General features: G+C 63.6%; 13 protein-coding genes and 1 pseudogene. 10 read left to right on the top strand and 4 right to left on the bottom strand.

Annotated elements, in window-relative coordinates:
• Window positions 1-135: 135 nt before the first annotated feature.
• Both ACQPY0_RS46380 and ACQPY0_RS46375 read right to left on the bottom strand, forming a co-directional pair.
• Entirely contained in the window at window positions 136-864 is a 729-nt protein-coding gene (locus tag ACQPY0_RS46380) for a TetR family transcriptional regulator (RefSeq protein ID WP_432976000.1), read from the bottom strand.
• Window positions 861-2420, bottom strand: a complete 1560-nt coding sequence (locus ACQPY0_RS46375) for a class I adenylate-forming enzyme family protein (protein WP_432975997.1) — start codon at window positions 2418-2420, stop codon at window positions 861-863. The genes ACQPY0_RS46380 and ACQPY0_RS46375 overlap by 4 nt, the downstream gene beginning before the upstream one ends.
• Before the next feature lie 419 nt (window positions 2421-2839).
• Between ACQPY0_RS46375 and ACQPY0_RS46370 the strand changes: the two genes are divergently transcribed.
• The 10 genes from ACQPY0_RS46370 (at window position 2840) to ACQPY0_RS46325 (ending at window position 13989) form a co-directional block, all read left to right on the top strand.
• The gene (locus ACQPY0_RS46370; protein WP_432975994.1) at window positions 2840-4015 is read left to right on the top strand and encodes a thiolase family protein; all 1176 of its coding nucleotides are present in this window, start codon (window positions 2840-2842) and stop codon (window positions 4013-4015) included.
• A gap of 2 nt (window positions 4016-4017) precedes the next feature.
• Window positions 4018-4446, top strand: a complete 429-nt coding sequence (locus tag ACQPY0_RS46365) for a Zn-ribbon domain-containing OB-fold protein (protein WP_432975991.1) — start codon at window positions 4018-4020, stop codon at window positions 4444-4446.
• A 27-nt stretch (window positions 4447-4473) separates the two neighbouring features.
• The gene (locus tag ACQPY0_RS46360) at window positions 4474-5412 is read left to right on the top strand and encodes a cyclase family protein (protein ID WP_432995663.1); all 939 of its coding nucleotides are present in this window, start codon (window positions 4474-4476) and stop codon (window positions 5410-5412) included.
• A 90-nt stretch (window positions 5413-5502) separates the two neighbouring features.
• Window positions 5503-6633: an enolase C-terminal domain-like protein gene (locus ACQPY0_RS46355; protein ID WP_432975988.1), complete on the top strand. Its 1131-nt coding sequence runs from the start codon at window positions 5503-5505 to the stop codon at window positions 6631-6633.
• A gap of 1787 nt (window positions 6634-8420) precedes the next feature.
• Complete coding sequence (locus ACQPY0_RS46350; RefSeq protein ID WP_432975985.1) at window positions 8421-9167, top strand: HpcH/HpaI aldolase family protein; 747 nt, start codon at window positions 8421-8423, stop codon at window positions 9165-9167.
• Window positions 9168-9213: 46 nt separating this feature from the next.
• Window positions 9214-10107 carry a branched-chain amino acid ABC transporter permease gene (locus tag ACQPY0_RS46345; protein ID WP_432975982.1) on the top strand — a complete coding sequence of 298 codons (894 nt, stop codon included), beginning with the start codon at window positions 9214-9216 and terminating at the stop codon, window positions 10105-10107.
• The gene (locus tag ACQPY0_RS46340; RefSeq protein WP_432975979.1) at window positions 10104-11060 is read left to right on the top strand and encodes a branched-chain amino acid ABC transporter permease; all 957 of its coding nucleotides are present in this window, start codon (window positions 10104-10106) and stop codon (window positions 11058-11060) included. Before ACQPY0_RS46345 ends, ACQPY0_RS46340 begins: the two co-directional genes overlap by 4 nt.
• Complete coding sequence (locus ACQPY0_RS46335) at window positions 11057-11848, top strand: ABC transporter ATP-binding protein (protein ID WP_432975976.1); 792 nt, start codon at window positions 11057-11059, stop codon at window positions 11846-11848. The genes ACQPY0_RS46340 and ACQPY0_RS46335 overlap by 4 nt, the downstream gene beginning before the upstream one ends.
• Window positions 11832-12572, top strand: coding sequence for an ABC transporter ATP-binding protein (locus ACQPY0_RS46330; RefSeq protein WP_432975973.1), 741 nt, complete (start codon window positions 11832-11834; stop codon window positions 12570-12572). Before ACQPY0_RS46335 ends, ACQPY0_RS46330 begins: the two co-directional genes overlap by 17 nt.
• Before the next feature lie 277 nt (window positions 12573-12849).
• Window positions 12850-13989, top strand: a complete 1140-nt coding sequence (locus tag ACQPY0_RS46325; RefSeq protein WP_432975970.1) for an ABC transporter substrate-binding protein — start codon at window positions 12850-12852, stop codon at window positions 13987-13989.
• 103 nt (window positions 13990-14092) lie between these two features.
• On the opposite strand, the gene ACQPY0_RS46320 is transcribed toward ACQPY0_RS46325, so the two are convergent.
• Window positions 14093-14395: a hypothetical protein gene (locus ACQPY0_RS46320; RefSeq protein WP_432995923.1), complete on the bottom strand. Its 303-nt coding sequence runs from the start codon at window positions 14393-14395 to the stop codon at window positions 14093-14095.
• A gap of 154 nt (window positions 14396-14549) precedes the next feature.
• Window positions 14550-15270: pseudogene (locus tag ACQPY0_RS46315) on the bottom strand (4-hydroxy-2-oxovalerate aldolase); the annotation flags it as partial.
• Between the last annotated feature and the right edge of the window lie 98 nt (window positions 15271-15368).

Below are 15368 nucleotides of genomic sequence, written 5' to 3'. Positions count from 1 at the left end.
GGCGGCCAACGTGCGACGGTCGGAGCAGTCCCTTGCGTGGTCTCAGCCATGATCCACCGATGGTGAATCAGGGCTGAGACCACGCCTCACTCGTCAGGCTCCTGGCTCTGCGCGGAGCCGTTGAGGCAGAAAGAGTTACGCCTGCATCCGTTTCACCGCAGCTTGGCTCGATGCGTCAGGGGGATAGAAGGGCTCGAGAACGCTTGTTAGAGAGCCGAAGAAGGACAGCAGTCGCCGGGGAGCAAAGCGGTCGCCATGCTCGGACTTGGCGCACAGGCCTCGGAGAGTGTTCGATGCGAACTCGGCCGAGACGTCTTCGACGGTTGCGGGCTCATCAAGCCGGAGCCAGGTCCAGACGTAGTTACATGTCCCGAAGATCTGCATAGCTGTAACGGTGAGATCAGTAAAGCCGAACGCTCCAGTCAGCTGTCCCCTGCGCAAAATGCCCGTCATGATCGCGGTGAACTCGTTCCGGAGCGTGCGCATCGCCTGGACATCGCCACCAAACGGGAACCGGGCTTGTTCTCGCAGGAACGAGATGGTCCCAGGCCTGTCATCGCGATGCGCGCGGACGATGGCGTACATCATGGCGGCGAGTTGGTACTCAGGCTCCGAGACCACCTCTAGGACTCGGTACATCTCGCGCACGCGACGTTCCATGTACTGCATATGGGCCTCGGCCATGATCAGGTTCTTCGCGGGGAAGTGGTGAACCACCGTTCCCTTGCTGATGCCGAGAGCAGTCGACAGCATCGAGACGCTGGCTATCTCGAAGCCATGCTCGGCGACGAACTCGCTGAACTTGTCGATGATCTTTTGTCGGGTCTCGGGACCGTTGCGACTGTCGGGCACGGTTCCCCTCATGACGTGGTCAAAGTATCCGCCGCGAGCATCTCACGGATCCGGAACTTCTGGATCTTATGCGAGGGTGTCCTCGGCAGCTCGGACACGAAGACTACCTGTCGGGGCTTCTTGAAGCTGGCGAGGTGTGCCCGGCAGTGCGCGATCAGCTCTTCGGCGGTCACCGGTACGTCCTCTTTTGTCACGACAACAGCGCAGACCGCCTCGATGTACTCCGTGTCGGGCACGCCGATCACTGCTACGTCGACGACAGCGGGGTGGCGCAGGAGGACGTCCTCGACCTCGGCTGGGGAGATGTTCTCTCCGCCGCTTCGAATCATGTCCTTCTTGCGTCCGGCGATGCTGAGGGTGCCATCGGTGACCACGCCCAGGTCGCCGGTGTGGCACCAGCCGTCGGTGAAGGTTGCGGCTGTCTCGTCTGGCTTGTTCCAGTAACCGAGGGAGTTGGCTGGACTGCGGGTCCAGATCTCGCCGATTGTTCCTGGCGGGACCGGGTCGCCCTGGTCGTCACGTAGAGAAACCTCGACGAACGGAAATGCTCGGCCGACACTGGCCGGTCGCTCGTAGCCCATTCCGGGTGCCGAGCATGTCGCGATCGGTGTGCCCTCGGTGAGGCCGTAGACCTGGATCAGGTCCGCACCGGGTAGGGCTGAGTTCAGTCGTTCGCATACCGATGGCAACAGCGCGTCGCCACCGGTGAAGACTCGCGTAAGGCTGCTGAGGTCGAACTGGTCGAGGTCTAGTCGCTCAACGAGCTGGTTGATCATGACCGGGAAGAGCAGGAGATCGGTGATGCGCTGATCTTCGACGATCTTCAGAGTGCGGGTCAGGTCGAAGTTTGTGCTCCGCTGCATCACACCGTGGCCACCCATGGCGAGCGTTGGCAACACATAGTTCTCGAGTCCGCCGATGTGGTAGAGCGGCCCGGTCACCATCGTGACAGAGTTTTCGTCGAACCCCCACTCCATGACTTGGAGTGCGGCCCACCAGGTCGTGGTGCCGTGTGACCAGAGCACTCCCTTGGGTCGGCCGGTGGTGCCGGAGGTGTACATGATCATGGCGCCAACCTCAGCGGCCGGCAGCGGGATGTCGAGTGAGTGGGTGTCGCCCCGCTCAAGTTGCTCCCATGGCTTCGCCCAATCAGGACGCCCTGCCTCTGGTCCAAGTGCCAAGTAGTGTTGAACAGGGACGACGGACCGGAGCTGGTCCAGCGGCGCGAGCAACTCGCTGTTGGCGAGGAGAACCGTTGAGCCCGAGTCGTTGAGGACGTACTTGAGCTCCTCGATGCCGAGCCGGAAGTTGAGCCGCACTGCAATCGCGCCGATACGCGTGATCGCGAAGTAGGCGATCCAATACTCGACGCTGTTGTACATGAGGATGGCGAGCCGGTCGCCTGGCTTGACGCCCAAGTCCAGGAGTTGTCGTGCGTAGGCGTTCGTGCGTTCGCCGAGCTGTCGGTAGGTGACTGGTTCGTCGTTCTCGAGGCTCAACGCCGGCCGGTCGGAGTCGAAACGGGCAACGTCGTCGTAGACGTGGCGCAGGAAGAAGGAGATATCCATGATGCGCGTCAGCCCTCGATGTGAACTAGACGGGTCATACCGTCGCCGACCCTAGAGCACACCGCGGCCAGGTTGACCCCACTGGTGCTCGGCGTCATCGAGACTGCCGGCGAGCCGAGGATCGGCCCAACCTGTGCTTGTGCGGTGGGTTTCAAGCAGCGCATAGCCCTCCTGTCAGCTGCGGTCATGTGACCCGCGTTACATCACCAAGGAAAATACCGTACGTCCGTGCGAGTCAACAAGGCCCGGTCGTCGTGGTCGGTCAAAGCTTGGCCTGGTGAGTTTCCCCGTGTCAAAGCGCGCCTTCTGCCATGATCCCGGCACCGGCAGTTGACGACAGAGCCGTACGCTCGTACGCTTCCGTGACGCCGATCACGCGACATCGCCTGTGACGCTGGTCGCTAAGTCAGGAGGAGCTTGTGCGCAAAGCCACGGCAGCCGTCGTTGGCATCGGTGAGGTGCCGTCCGGACGATTCCCAGACCGCTCAGAGGTCGAGGCTGCGGTGCTCAGCGCAGCGGCCGCCCTCCGAGACGCAGGTCTCTCGCCGCGCGACATCGACGTCGTCATGCCGGTTGGTGCTCTGGCATCGCCGCAGTTCAACGTCGATCTGGTGTTCTCGCGGATCTGCGAAGAGCTCGGGATGCTCCGAAGTGTTGCAATGAACGTGCAGGTCATGGCGGGAGGGGCGAGCAGCTCAAGCATGCTCGCCGTGGCTGAAGCCCTCGTCACCACGGGGGCCGCGCGCCGGATTCTGGTCCTGCACTCGGACAAGGTGGGGTCGCTGCCCCCGCAGCGGGGCGTGGACCTGTTCGCCACGACTGGCGTCTCCGAGGAGTGGGAGCGCCCGTTTGGCCACAATATGAACGCTGTCGGCGCGATGATCTCGCAGCGCTACATGTACGAGACCGGCACGACCGACGAGGAGCTCGCGTCAGTGTGTGTGTCTCTGCGCAAGTGGGCCATGCTCAACCCGCATGCGATGTACCGCTCGGAGTTGACCCTGGATGACGTGCTCGGGAGCAAGATGGTTGCCACGCCACTGCGCTCGCTTGAGTGCAACATGCTGGCCGACGGCGCCTGCGCCTACGTCGTGGCTCCTGCCGACGACGCTGCATCGATCACGGAGGCCCCGGTTTACGTGCGTGGCCACGGCTCGCTAGTCACCCACTACTCGATGTCGCAGGACGTCGATCTGGCCAAGCTGGGCTTTCCGGAGGCAGCCAAGCGCGCCTATGAGCAGGCTGGCATCGGACCCGACCACATCCAGGTCGCCGCCTGCTATGACGCTTACCCGGTCTTTCCATTGATCGCGATGGACGCGCTCGGCCTGTGCCGTGGCGAGCGGGCCGGCGCGTTCGTGGCCGCGGGGCACACCAGCCCCGGCGGCGTGATGCCGATGACCACCAACGGCGGCATGTTGTCGCAGGGCCACACCGCCGCCGGTGGCGGCATCGCAGTGCTCGTCGAGGCATTCCGTCAGCTGATGGGCAAGGCCGGGCAGCGACAGGTCGAAGGTGCAGTGAACGCCGTTGAAACTGCATCCGGCGGAACTTGGATGGATTCACACGTCACGGTGCTTTCGAAGGAGCGTTGAGCATGACCGCCACCACTCGTCCCGTCCCGTCGCCGTCCGATTGGAGCGCGCCGTTCTGGTCGGCAGCGCGGCAGAAGCGACTCGTCTACCAGGTATGCGGCCAATGTGGGGCGGCCACGCTGTACGCCAAGCGGATTTGCCCCAACTGCCTGGCAGACGCGCTCAGTTGGCGAGACGCGTCTGGTCAAGGCGAGGTCTACACCTATACCCAGCAGGTGGCCGGCGCTCCGAGCGGATTCGCGGATCTCGTTCCGTATGTCATCGCCGTCGTCCGTCTGGACGAGGGGGTTCAGCTCATGTCGAACATCGTGGGACCCGAGGCGTCCAGCGTTCAGTGCGGCGACCGGGTGACGGCGGACTTCTATACGGTGCCTGGCACCGACATGGTGCTGCCGGTGTTCACCCTCGACCGGGCACACGTCAGTGCCTGAGTTGGAGATCATTCACTGGTGAGCAAGATGCGACGTGATGCCCCAAGCGAAAGCGATATTCGCGACCAGTTGTGGGCACGGAAAAACTGGGGACGGTGGGGCGAAGGCGATCAGCTCGGCACCGTCAACCTGATTACGCAAGAGAAGCGGATCGAGGCCGCCCAGTTGGTGCGGGACGGTGTCACCATCTCTTTGAGCATGCCATTTCCGACCTCACACTCAGAGGTGAACCCGCGCCCCGCCCAGCACCTGATGTTGCAACGAGAGAGCCGCAGAGGCGGCGGCCATGCGAGCGACTACTACGGGATTGCCTACCATGGCCTGACAAGCACTCACATCGATGCGCTTTGCCACGTGTGGGACCGAGACGGGATCTATGGGGGTCGGGATCCCGACCAAGTGCTCACCGCTGGGCGCGCGCAAGCGTGTGACATCGATCAGTGGCGCAATGGACTCGCGACTCGGGCAGTGGTCTTCGATGTGCCCGGTTTCCGCGGGGTGGACTTCGTTGAGTACGACCAGCCCGTCCACGGTTGGGAACTGGAACAGATCGCCGAGTCCAAGTCGTTCGAGGTCCGTGCTGGCGACGCACTGGTTGTGTACTGCGGCCGAGACCGTTGGCCGGCCGAGCTGGGAGAGTGGGGGCGGCGCGGCCATGACCGCCCGGCCTACGAGTCGCCCCGTGCTGGCGTACACGCATCAGTCCTCGAGTTCATCCGCGATACGGACGCATCCATGCTCGTGTGGGACATGCAAGATGCCTATCCGACCGGATGCGTAGACATCGCGTGGACCGTGCATGGCGCCATCTGGGCCTACGGGTTGGCCGTAGTCGACAACGCGAGCCTCGGACCACTCGTCGAATACTGCCGCACGCACGACCGTAGCGACTTCTTCCTCGTCACTGCACCGCTCCGGGTCGAGGGAGGCACCGGCTCACCGGTAAATCCGATTGCAATCCTGTGAATTTGACCAATGTCCGACAAGCAACGAATGGCGGACCCGAATGAATACCCGGCTCAGACGAGACTAGAAGACTAGAAGGAGTTTCTGCGGATGTTGATCAACGACGTAAGCGTGACGATCTTCCCCTGGGTTGTGGACCCGCCGACGGACCCGCTGGGCCGAGGACCCTTTGACCCAACCGGATTGCCACCCATGACGACCAGCCTCGGCCTCGTGCGAATCGAGACCGACGAGGGCGTCGAGGGTTATTCATTCCTGGGAGGCCGGACTCGACCGGCTGGCAGCGACTTCCGCGCCCTTCTCGACAAACTTAAGCCCGCGCTTCTAGGACGCGATCCCATGGATCGCGAGGCACTCTACCAAGCGATGCTGGCCGCCCGGATCCCGGTCCAGCCGTGGGTGATCGGCGCCGTCGATATCGCCCTTTGGGATTTGGCTGGAAAGGTGACCGGCCAGCCGATCTACAAGCTACTCGGCGCTTACCGAGATTCCATTCCCGTGTACGCCAGCTCAGAGCGGTTGGACTCGATCGAGAGTTACGTCGCGGAGGCGGTGGAGTTTCGCGACATGGGCTGGCACGCATACAAGATTCATCCCTTCCGTGTGTGGCGAGACGACATCGAGCTCGTCCGAGCGGTTCGTGAAGGCGTCGGCGACTCCTTCACGCTGATGCTCGACGCCGCATGGGCGTACAACTATCCGGCTGCACTGCGCGTCGGCAAGGTCGTCGAAGAACTCGACTACTACTGGTATGAAGACCCGCTCGTCGAGACCGATATGTACAACATGGCGAAGCTCCGTGAGCTCCTGAGGATTCCTCTCATGGCGACCGAGATGCCTGGCGGACTGTTGACAAACTACGCGCCCTGGATCACCGCTCGCGCTACTGACTACCTTCGAGGGGATGTGGCAATCAAGGGGGGAATCACCGGCTGCATCAAGGCCGCGCACCTTGCTGAAGCATTCGGCATGAACTTCGAGGTCCACCACGGCGGCAACTCTCTGAACAACGTCGCGAATCTCCACGTGGAGTTGGCGGCTTCAAATTGCGAGTTCCACGAAGTAATGCTTCCCAGGAAGGCATTTGATGGCGGTCTCGGTCTCGTCGAGAACGTCAGTGTCGACAACAACGGGATCATCCACGCGCCGACAGGACCAGGTCTTGGCGTGGAAATCGACTTCGCCTGGATCGAACGCAATAAGACAGGTGTTCACCGCTGACCTTCTGCTCACGTCCGTCAGCTGATCTGTGACACCGGCCGTGATAGGCACCGTGGATCGCGACGTCTCCGTGGGGCGTCCCGGAGTCAGGGAGGCTGGGCCCGGTACTGGTTGTCTTGTCGCTGGTCGAACAGCGCCTGGATGCGGTCCGGACTGTGTTGTCGGGCATGGGATGTCGTCGAGGCCGCCCGCGCGGGTGGTGTCGTACCGGTCGACGGTGCACCACTGGATGGTTCGGTATCTGGACGAACAGATCGGCGGGTTGGGCGGTCGGTCGCATCGGCCGCTGTCGTGTCTATGTCGGGCGGTGAAAGCGGCCGAGGTCGCGGCGGTCGAGATGCGGCACGAGCATCCCCGATGGGGGTCGGGTCGGACCCGGCTGGAGTTGTTGCGCGAGCCGCTGCCTGGCACGAACGAGGGCCTGCCAATGCCCCGGAACGCACCATCGACCGGATTCTGAGCCGGCACGGGCTGTCGCGGCAGCGGCCGAAGTGAAATCGCCCCAGGTCTGACAGGAGGCATCCACGAATCCCGGGGCGATTCGCTCGAGGTCGCCGAGCCGGTCGATGAGACGTCCGCTGTGCGCGGTGCCGCCGGTGATGCGCGGCTGGCGTCCAGGCCGGCACCGGCGGCCGCGCCAGCGGGACGATCGTTGGAGGGGAGCGCACCGTGGCCCGCAACGTGGTGTTCACTGCGACAGCGGATCATGCTGGCCGCCGAGCTCCTTGCTGGCGGTCGAGTCGGAATCACATGGAGGAAGGCGCGCCGCGCTTGTTCTTCGATGCCGAGACCCGCGAGCTGCTGCGGACCTCGGCCGAACCTGCTCGAGTCCGGTGAAGCTGCGCGGTTGCAGCGAGCCCGCCCGCCCGGTCGGGTCGGTACGCGTCGGTCGACCGAGCCGATCTGCGTGCAGCGACGGGCGTCGAACACCGGCGTGATCATGGTCGTCAGGCAGAAGGTCGCACTCGGCCGCGAGCACCATGACCGGACCGTGACCGTGCTGTGCCGGGGGTCGCACATCAGGTGGCGGACATGTAGCGCGCACCTGCCGTCGGATCACAGAAGCGCTCGACGGTGAGGGTGGCGTGCAAGGTGCGGCCGGCAGTGCTCGTCAGTCCTCTTCTTGCCGTTGTCCGCCTCGTTCCCGTATCGCGGTCTCGCGAAGCAGTTCCTGGTGCGACGTCGAGCCGCAGAGAGCAACTGTGTGTGCACGCCATCTATGCGCCTCATGTCCATTTGTGACTCAGATCATACATATCGAGCAGGATACCGTACGGACGTGCGAGTCCGTCAGGCCCGTCGGTCGGGCCACCGGGCGCGTCCTTCGGTCCCAAAGGAGCCGCGCATCGGGTACTTCCGGGGGCTATCGCCGAAACGGTGGTTGACGCCCGAGCCGTACGCCCGTACGCTTCCGTGACGTCGATCACATGGACCGCTCTGTGTCGGCGGCAACTAGTCAGGAGAGGGCTTGTGCGCAAGGGCACGGCAGCGATCGCCGGCATAGGTGAGGTGTCGTCCGGACGATCCCCGGACTGCACATGTCTCCACGACCGAGAACGGATCATCCGCACGTCGACAGGACCGGCCTCGGCCTCGGCATCGACGGCGACTTCGACTGGATCGAACGCAACAAGACCAGCATCCATCGCGACTCACACTCCGGACCTGCGCGCCGCCACGAATGACCAAAGCCGACCGCCGTCGAAAGAAGGGATGCTATGACCCCCACTCGCTCACTGCGTGAGGCTCTTTCGTCAGGGTCACCGCTATTCGGAGCTTGGCTGCAAATGCCTAATCCGGTCGCCGCCGAGGCGGCTGGTCGCGCGGGTTTCGATTGGATAGGCATCGACACTCAGCACGGCCTCATCGGCTACGACATGCTCCTGCACATGCTGCAGGCGATCGCCGTCTCAGGCACGCCCGGGGTCGTCCGAGTCTCGGGCAACAGCCTCCCGGAGATCGGTCGCGCCCTGGACTCCGGGGCCCAGGGAGTGATCGTGCCGCTGATCGAGACGGCCGAGCAGGCGCAGCAGGCTGCCTATGCGTGCCGGTACCCACCCAGCGGCGGCCGCAGCTGGGGGGCTATGCGGCCGATGCTCGAACACGTGCCGTACAGCCCATCTCTCGGTGATGAGCTGGCCGTGTGCTTCGCGATGGTCGAGACCGAGACCGGCGTGAACAACATCGACGAGATCGTGGCGGTCGACGGCCTCGACGTGGTCTACGTCGGCCCGAGCGACCTCGCGGCCTCGGCCGGACTTCCGCCTCAACTAGCCGTTCAGCCGGGCCGCCACCAGGAGCTCGTTGAGCGGATCGCTGTGGCGTGCCGAAAGGCAGGTCGCTGGAGCGGCATCCACCCGTCGAGCGCCGACGTGGCGTGGTATCGCGATCAGGGTTTCAGTCTCTTCCCGATCTATCGGGATCTGGCCGCGTTCCAGGAGGGGTGCACAACTTCCCTGGCGCTGGCCAGAGCCTCGTTGGCGCGACAGGACCCCGGCCTGCAGCGGGTCGGGTCGGCTGACCTTTTCTATTGACTCAATCCAAATTTCACTAGACGAAAAGATAAGAGGTGAAGAGATCGTGGCCCAAGATGTGGTCAACATCCTGGTGCTCGCTGCCGTCTATCTCTTGTTTGCCCTGGGAATGAGCCTGGCGTGGGGGACGATCGGCATTCTGAATTTCGCCCACGGTTCGGTCTTCATGTTTTCCGCGTTCGTTGACTATCTCATCGTGCGTGATATGGAGTTGCCGATCCTACCAATGATCCTGGTCGGGATGGCGGTCGGTGCGGCCCTGTCGGTGGCCGCTCAGGTACTGGCGTTCGAGCCGATTGTCAAACGGGCGAAGGACGTACATGCCGCCAGTCTTCAGATCCTCATCGCAGGCATCGGCATCGCCATCATCCCGTTGGCCATCGCCCAAAAGGTCACCCTGAACACCCCATTCGGTTTCAGTGGCAGCAGCTTTCGGATTGACACCTTTGCGTGGGGAGGTGACGTGCGGATCTCGAACGCCCAACTCCTCATCATCGCCTGTGGGGTCGTGTTCGGCGGGGGTACGGCGCTGTGGCTACGCAAGTCACGGTCCGGTTTGGCGCTTCGTTCTATCGGTGTCGACGCCGAGACGGCGTCGATGATGGGCATAAACCGACGAGCGCTGGCGATTGGCGCGATGGCGCTCGCTGGTGCCTTGGCCGGTCTGGCCGGCGTGCTGCTCACATACAACCTCGGTGCCATCGCGCCGCAAACCGGTGACGCGCTGCTGCTGAAGGCGTTCGCCGCAACGGTGCTAGGCGGTGTCGGAAGCATCGCGGGGGTGATGGCCGGAGCGACGATCCTGGCGATCGCGGAAACGCTCGTGCTCACGCACACGTCCGGAACGTGGGTCGATGCGGTTTCGTTCGGCCTCATCTTCATTGTGCTGCTGCTTCGACCGCAGGGGCTCCTCGGCCGCCGGGAGGTGCGGCGAACATGACGGACTGGTACAACGCGCACATCATTCTGGTACAGGGAACCTTCACCAGTCTGCTTCTTGCGCTGAGCATCCAGATCCCGCTGCGAATGGGCGTCTTCTCTTTCGCCGGGATCGGGTTCTACGGCATCGGGGCGTACACCGCGGCCATCGTGACGATCCGCTTCCACTGGCCGTCCTATCTCGCGATCGGCGCCGGCATGCTGCTCGCCGCGCTAGTCGGCTATCTGCTCGGCCTCGTCGTGCGGCGTCTGGACGGCTTGTATCTCGGTATGGCCACCATCGCGTTCGCGCTGATTCTGGCCGTCGCGGTCAACAACGGGGGTTCGCTCACCGGTGGAGCCAGCGGCTTGTACGGGGCGATCGCCTCGATTCCGATGTACGCCGTCGTCATCGTCGTCGTCGTGCTGATCGCATTGATTGCCTACACCGAGCGCGGCAAACTTGGGCGCCGGATCGAGGTGTTGCGCGAGGATCCACAGCTCGCGATGTCCGTGGGCATCAACGTCAAGCGTCTCCAACTGCTGTCCTTCATCGCCAGCGGCCTGCTCGGCGCACTCTCCGGCGGTATCCACGTGCTTCACCGCACGACCGTGTCACCGGAAGACATTGGATTCCCGGTCGTGGTTACGGCGCTCACGATGATCGTCGTCGGCGGCGCCCAATCGTGGTTGGGAGCAGCAATCGGTGCCGTCACCTTCACCTGGCTGCCAAGCGTGCTGACCATCGTTGGCCAGTGGCAGGCCGTGATCTACGGCTCGATCGTCGCTCTGGCGGCGGTCTGGGTGCCAGGCGGTCTTGTCGGCTTGACGACCGACACGTTCCGGAGCGTCCAGGCCAAACGCCGACGCGGCAGCCTTCCGGCCGCCGCATCCACGACCGAAAGAGATGACCAGGCTGGGCCCACCGGGCTCGAGGAACTCAGATTCCACACCGCGGGTGGAAACCCGTCATGACCGACACCACAACGATGACATTCGAGCAGCGACCTGCCAATCCTTCGAGCGAGGTGGTTCTGGAGGCCTCGGGCGTCGCAGTCCACTACGGCGGCATCAAGGCCGTGGATGGCATGTCCTTCCAACTCACCCGAGGCAAGATCTTCGGGCTCCTCGGGCCCAACGGCTCGGGCAAGAGCACTCTGCTCGGCGCCATAACGAGGATGACCAACCTGACGCGCGGCTCGCTCTCGTTCGAGGGCACTGCCTATGACCGATCGTCCGCGTCATCGCTCGCTCGTCGAGGCATCGCCCGAACGTTCCAGACCGTGCGGCTCTTACCAGGCCTGACTGTGCGGGAGAACATTATGTTGGGGGTCGATGTCGGACGGAGCCCCCGGTCGACGTCGTCGAACGTCGTCAGCGACGCTATGGAACGGACCGGGCTCCTCGGTTTGGAGCGAACTCGGCCCGGCGAGCTGCCCTACGGAATTCAGCGTCGCGTCGAGATCGCCCGGGCCATTGCGATGGATCCGATCCTGCTCCTCCTCGACGAGCCGACCGCCGGGATGAACCAGAACGAGCGGCACGAGATAAGTGAGCTGCTTCGCAAGCTTCGCTCAGAGGGCCTCACCCAGCTACTCGTTGAGCATGACGTGCAGATGATGGTCGACACGTGCGACCACCTCTTCGCAATGAACTTTGGTCAGCTCATTGCTAGTGGTGCGCCGGTCGACGTAGTGCGGGAGTCCGCGGTCCGCGAGGCGTACCTCGGTAAGCGATGGGGGACCGATGCTCGAGGTCAGTGATCTGCACGTGTCCTACGGGGCGGTCGAGGCCGTTCGGGGCATCAGTCTGTCCGTCACGCCAGGTCGGGTCACCTTGGTGCTGGGCGCGAACGGAGCAGGAAAGACGACAACTTTGCGTGGGATCTGTGGCCTGCTCCCCATCCGCAGAGGGGTGGTGACGCTGGACTCCAACCAGATCGGCGGGATGTCACCACATCGAATCGTGCGACGAGGCATGGTGCTTGTCCCCGAAGGGCGTCGCGTCTTCGCGCCACTGTCGGTCTTGGAGAATCTTCGGCTGGGGGCTTACACCGCGCCGCGGTCCCAGTTCGACGCCGATCTGGCCCGAGTCTTCGAGCTGTTCCCGATCCTCAGTGATCGGCGCTCGTCGGCGGCCGGCCTGCTGTCCGGCGGTGAACAGCAGATGCTGGCGTTCGGGCGCGGCATGATGTCGCAGCCCCGGGTGATGTTGATGGATGAGCCGTCGATGGGTCTGGCGCCCGCCATGGTCGATTCGGTCCTGAACAGCGTCCGGCAGATCGCGGACTCCGGCATGGGCGTGCTCATAGTCGAGCAAAACGCCGATGTCGGCCTCGAAGCGGCAGACGACGTCGTCGTCGTCGCGCGTGGCGAGGTTGTGTTCAGCGGCCCAGCGGACGTTGCGCGCTCGCATTCCTCGGTGGTCCGGGCGTTTCTCGGCGAGGCGGCACTGGCTGAAACACAGCCGCGAGCAGAAGGCCGTTGATGTTGACCCATCAGTACCGCCAAGGGATTTCACGCGCGCCGCCGGCGCGGGGCGGTCCAAAGTGCTCGACAGATCGAGTTCTGCTCGCCTGCACATGTATCAGGTCGATCTACGTGCTATTGAGCTAAGTCGCCCAGCAGTTCCTGGTCTTCATCCCGCAACCAGTACGCCAATTCCCTGTGAATGTTATCTATTGTCATACATCTATTATGTTCACGCAGGTCAGAATATGGGAGTGTTCATGAGATCCGATCGAGCGCGTGTGAAGGTGGCTATCGTGGCCGCTGTCGCGGTCCTTCTGGCTGCGTGTGGTGGCGAGAACAATAACTCGAGTCCTTCCGGTGGCGCTGGCGGCGAGTTGCCGGCGAAGATCACCATCCCGTCGATCACTGACCTTACGGGACCCTCGTCCTTCGCGGGCACTGCTGGCGAGAAGGGCACCCAGCTGGCGCTGGACGAGATCAACAGCCAGAAGTTCCTCGGGCCCAACACGACGCTGTCTATCGAGACCAAGGACACGACCACGAACAACCAGACGGCCGCAAGCCTATTTACTGCAGCCGCCGCCGACAAGAGTATTCCGGCTGTTCTCGGGACGATCACGAGCAGTCAGTCCCAGGCAATCGCGCCTATTGCCACGCAGTCGAAAGTGCCCGTGGTTTTCACGCAGTCGGGCAGCACTGGCACGGTCCTCGGCAAGTATACCTTCCGAGTGACTGCACCGTTCACCACGTATTTCGACAGCGTGCTCAAGCCGTTCATTGCCGGCAAAGGAGTGAAAACCGCGAGCGTTGTCTATGCGACGGCGAATCCGACGATGACCCAGTTGGCCCGGGAGGTGGTGCCACAGATGGGAAAGGAGCTCGGCTTCACGGTCGCTTCCACTACGGGCGCGGAGACCAATACCGTCGATTATTCGGCGACGGTGTCCAAGATCGTAAGTGGCAAGCCGCAGGTGGTGTTCCTACTGATGATTGGTACGCAATTCGCGACGATCATCCCCCAGCTCCGTACCGCCGGATACTCCGGTCCGATCGCTGCATTGTCGACGGCCTGTTGTGGGAACCTGAAGACGGTCGGCTCCGACGGCGTCGGCGTCGTTTGGCCGGCCGATTTCTTCTACGATCAGAGCGGGGCGTCGAGCCGGGCCTTCACCACCGCGTTCAAGGCCAAGTACAACGAGGATCCGTCCTTTTACGCGGCCGAGCGATATGACGCCCTTTGGTTCATCGCGCGCGCGATCAAGCTGGCCGGAAGTGCGGACCGGGACGCCGTCCAGAAGGCGTTGGACACCGTCGCGGCTGAGGGCTTCGACGGAGCGATGGGCAAGCTCACCTTCAAGGACCGCGACTTGCGGGTTCCGGGCGTCCTCGTGGAGTGGGATGGCACAGCCGAGAAGCTCGCAAAGATCGACTGACCGGACGAGCCAGAGCATTGGCGCCGTTGCAAGTGCGGTGTCCACCAACGGTCGCTGGTTTGTTGCGCATCGATCTTGCAGTTGTGGTGCCAAACCGGGGCATTCAGGGAGTGCCTCGGCACCACAACTGCAAGATCGACAAAAGGTGAACCCGGTCAGCGTTTGGTGGACGCCGCTGACCTGAGGGCGTCGCCTGCGAGCGTTCCAAGTCGTTGATGAGTTGATTAAGGCTGGTGCCGTAGTTGACGAGGTTGTCGAGGACCCGGTCGGCGGTCTTGACCCAGACGAAAGGTTTCGGATCGACGTTCCACGCCGCGATCAAGGCGGTGACGCCGGTTTCGAGGTCTTTGACGCTGCGGTGGATGCTGCGGCGCGTAGCCTGCGGCGGGTGAGTTCGGCGAACCATCGCCGACGGGGTTGAGCCAGCTGCCGGAGGTGGGGGCGAAGTGCGGGTGGAAGCGGGGATACGCGGCCAGCCAGGTCTTGATCGCTGGGGTCTTGTGGGTGGCGTAGTCGTCGCAGATGAGGTGCCGGTCCAGTTCGGATGGGGGTGTTCGCTTCGTGAGGGTTTCGCGGTCGACTCGGACCGGCCTGTCCTGGAGCGGCCGGACGATGTCATCGGCGGCGTCCTGGAGTTTGAACAGGTCACAGCCGTGCTGGATGTCGGAGAGGTTGGCCACGGCGATGAACGCCTCGATCGGGCAGTTGCCAGCACCAGCCCCGTGTCCCGCCAAAGAGGCGTCGACCCGGTACACGCCGTTCTCGACCGCGGCGACCGAATTGGCCACCGACAGCGAGAGGTTCTCGTGTGCATGGATGCATGAGCTTGGCTTGCCGCGAGAGTTCCTCTGGTGGTGCCGTGTGGGAGAGCATCAGGAAGCCGGACACGTCCATGCCGATCTCCCGGGCCGCGGCGATGTGCTGCGCGGAGATGTCCGCCTCTGTGCAGTGTGTCGCCACCCGCACCGACCGGACCCCGTGGTCCCAGGCCGTCCTCAGCTCGTGGGTGGTACCGATGCCCGGCAGCAGCAACGTCGTCAGCCTCGCGCGCTCGAGCACGTCCGCGGCCGCCTCGATCCATTGCCAGTCCGAATGCGAGCCGGGTCCGTAGTTGACGGAGCTGCCCGCCAGGCCATCACCGTGGGCGACTTCGATGGCGTCGACACCGGCCTGGTTCAGGGCCACGACGATGCGTCGCACATCCGCCGGTGTCATGCGGTGCCGGACGGCGTGCATGCCATCTCGAAGCGTCACGTCTTGGATGAAGACGGGAATACTCATACCGGCACCTGCTTCCCGGTGCGGGTCGCCAACTGTTCGGCCACTCGCAGCGCGGCGGACGTCATGATGTCCAGGTAGGTCGCGCACTGGCGCGCAGG

This window comes from Dactylosporangium sp. CA-233914, assembly GCF_050942935.1.
In the GTDB taxonomy this organism is placed as follows: domain Bacteria; phylum Actinomycetota; class Actinomycetes; order Mycobacteriales; family Micromonosporaceae; genus Dactylosporangium.
This window is presented reverse-complemented; position numbering and strand designations above follow the sequence as displayed.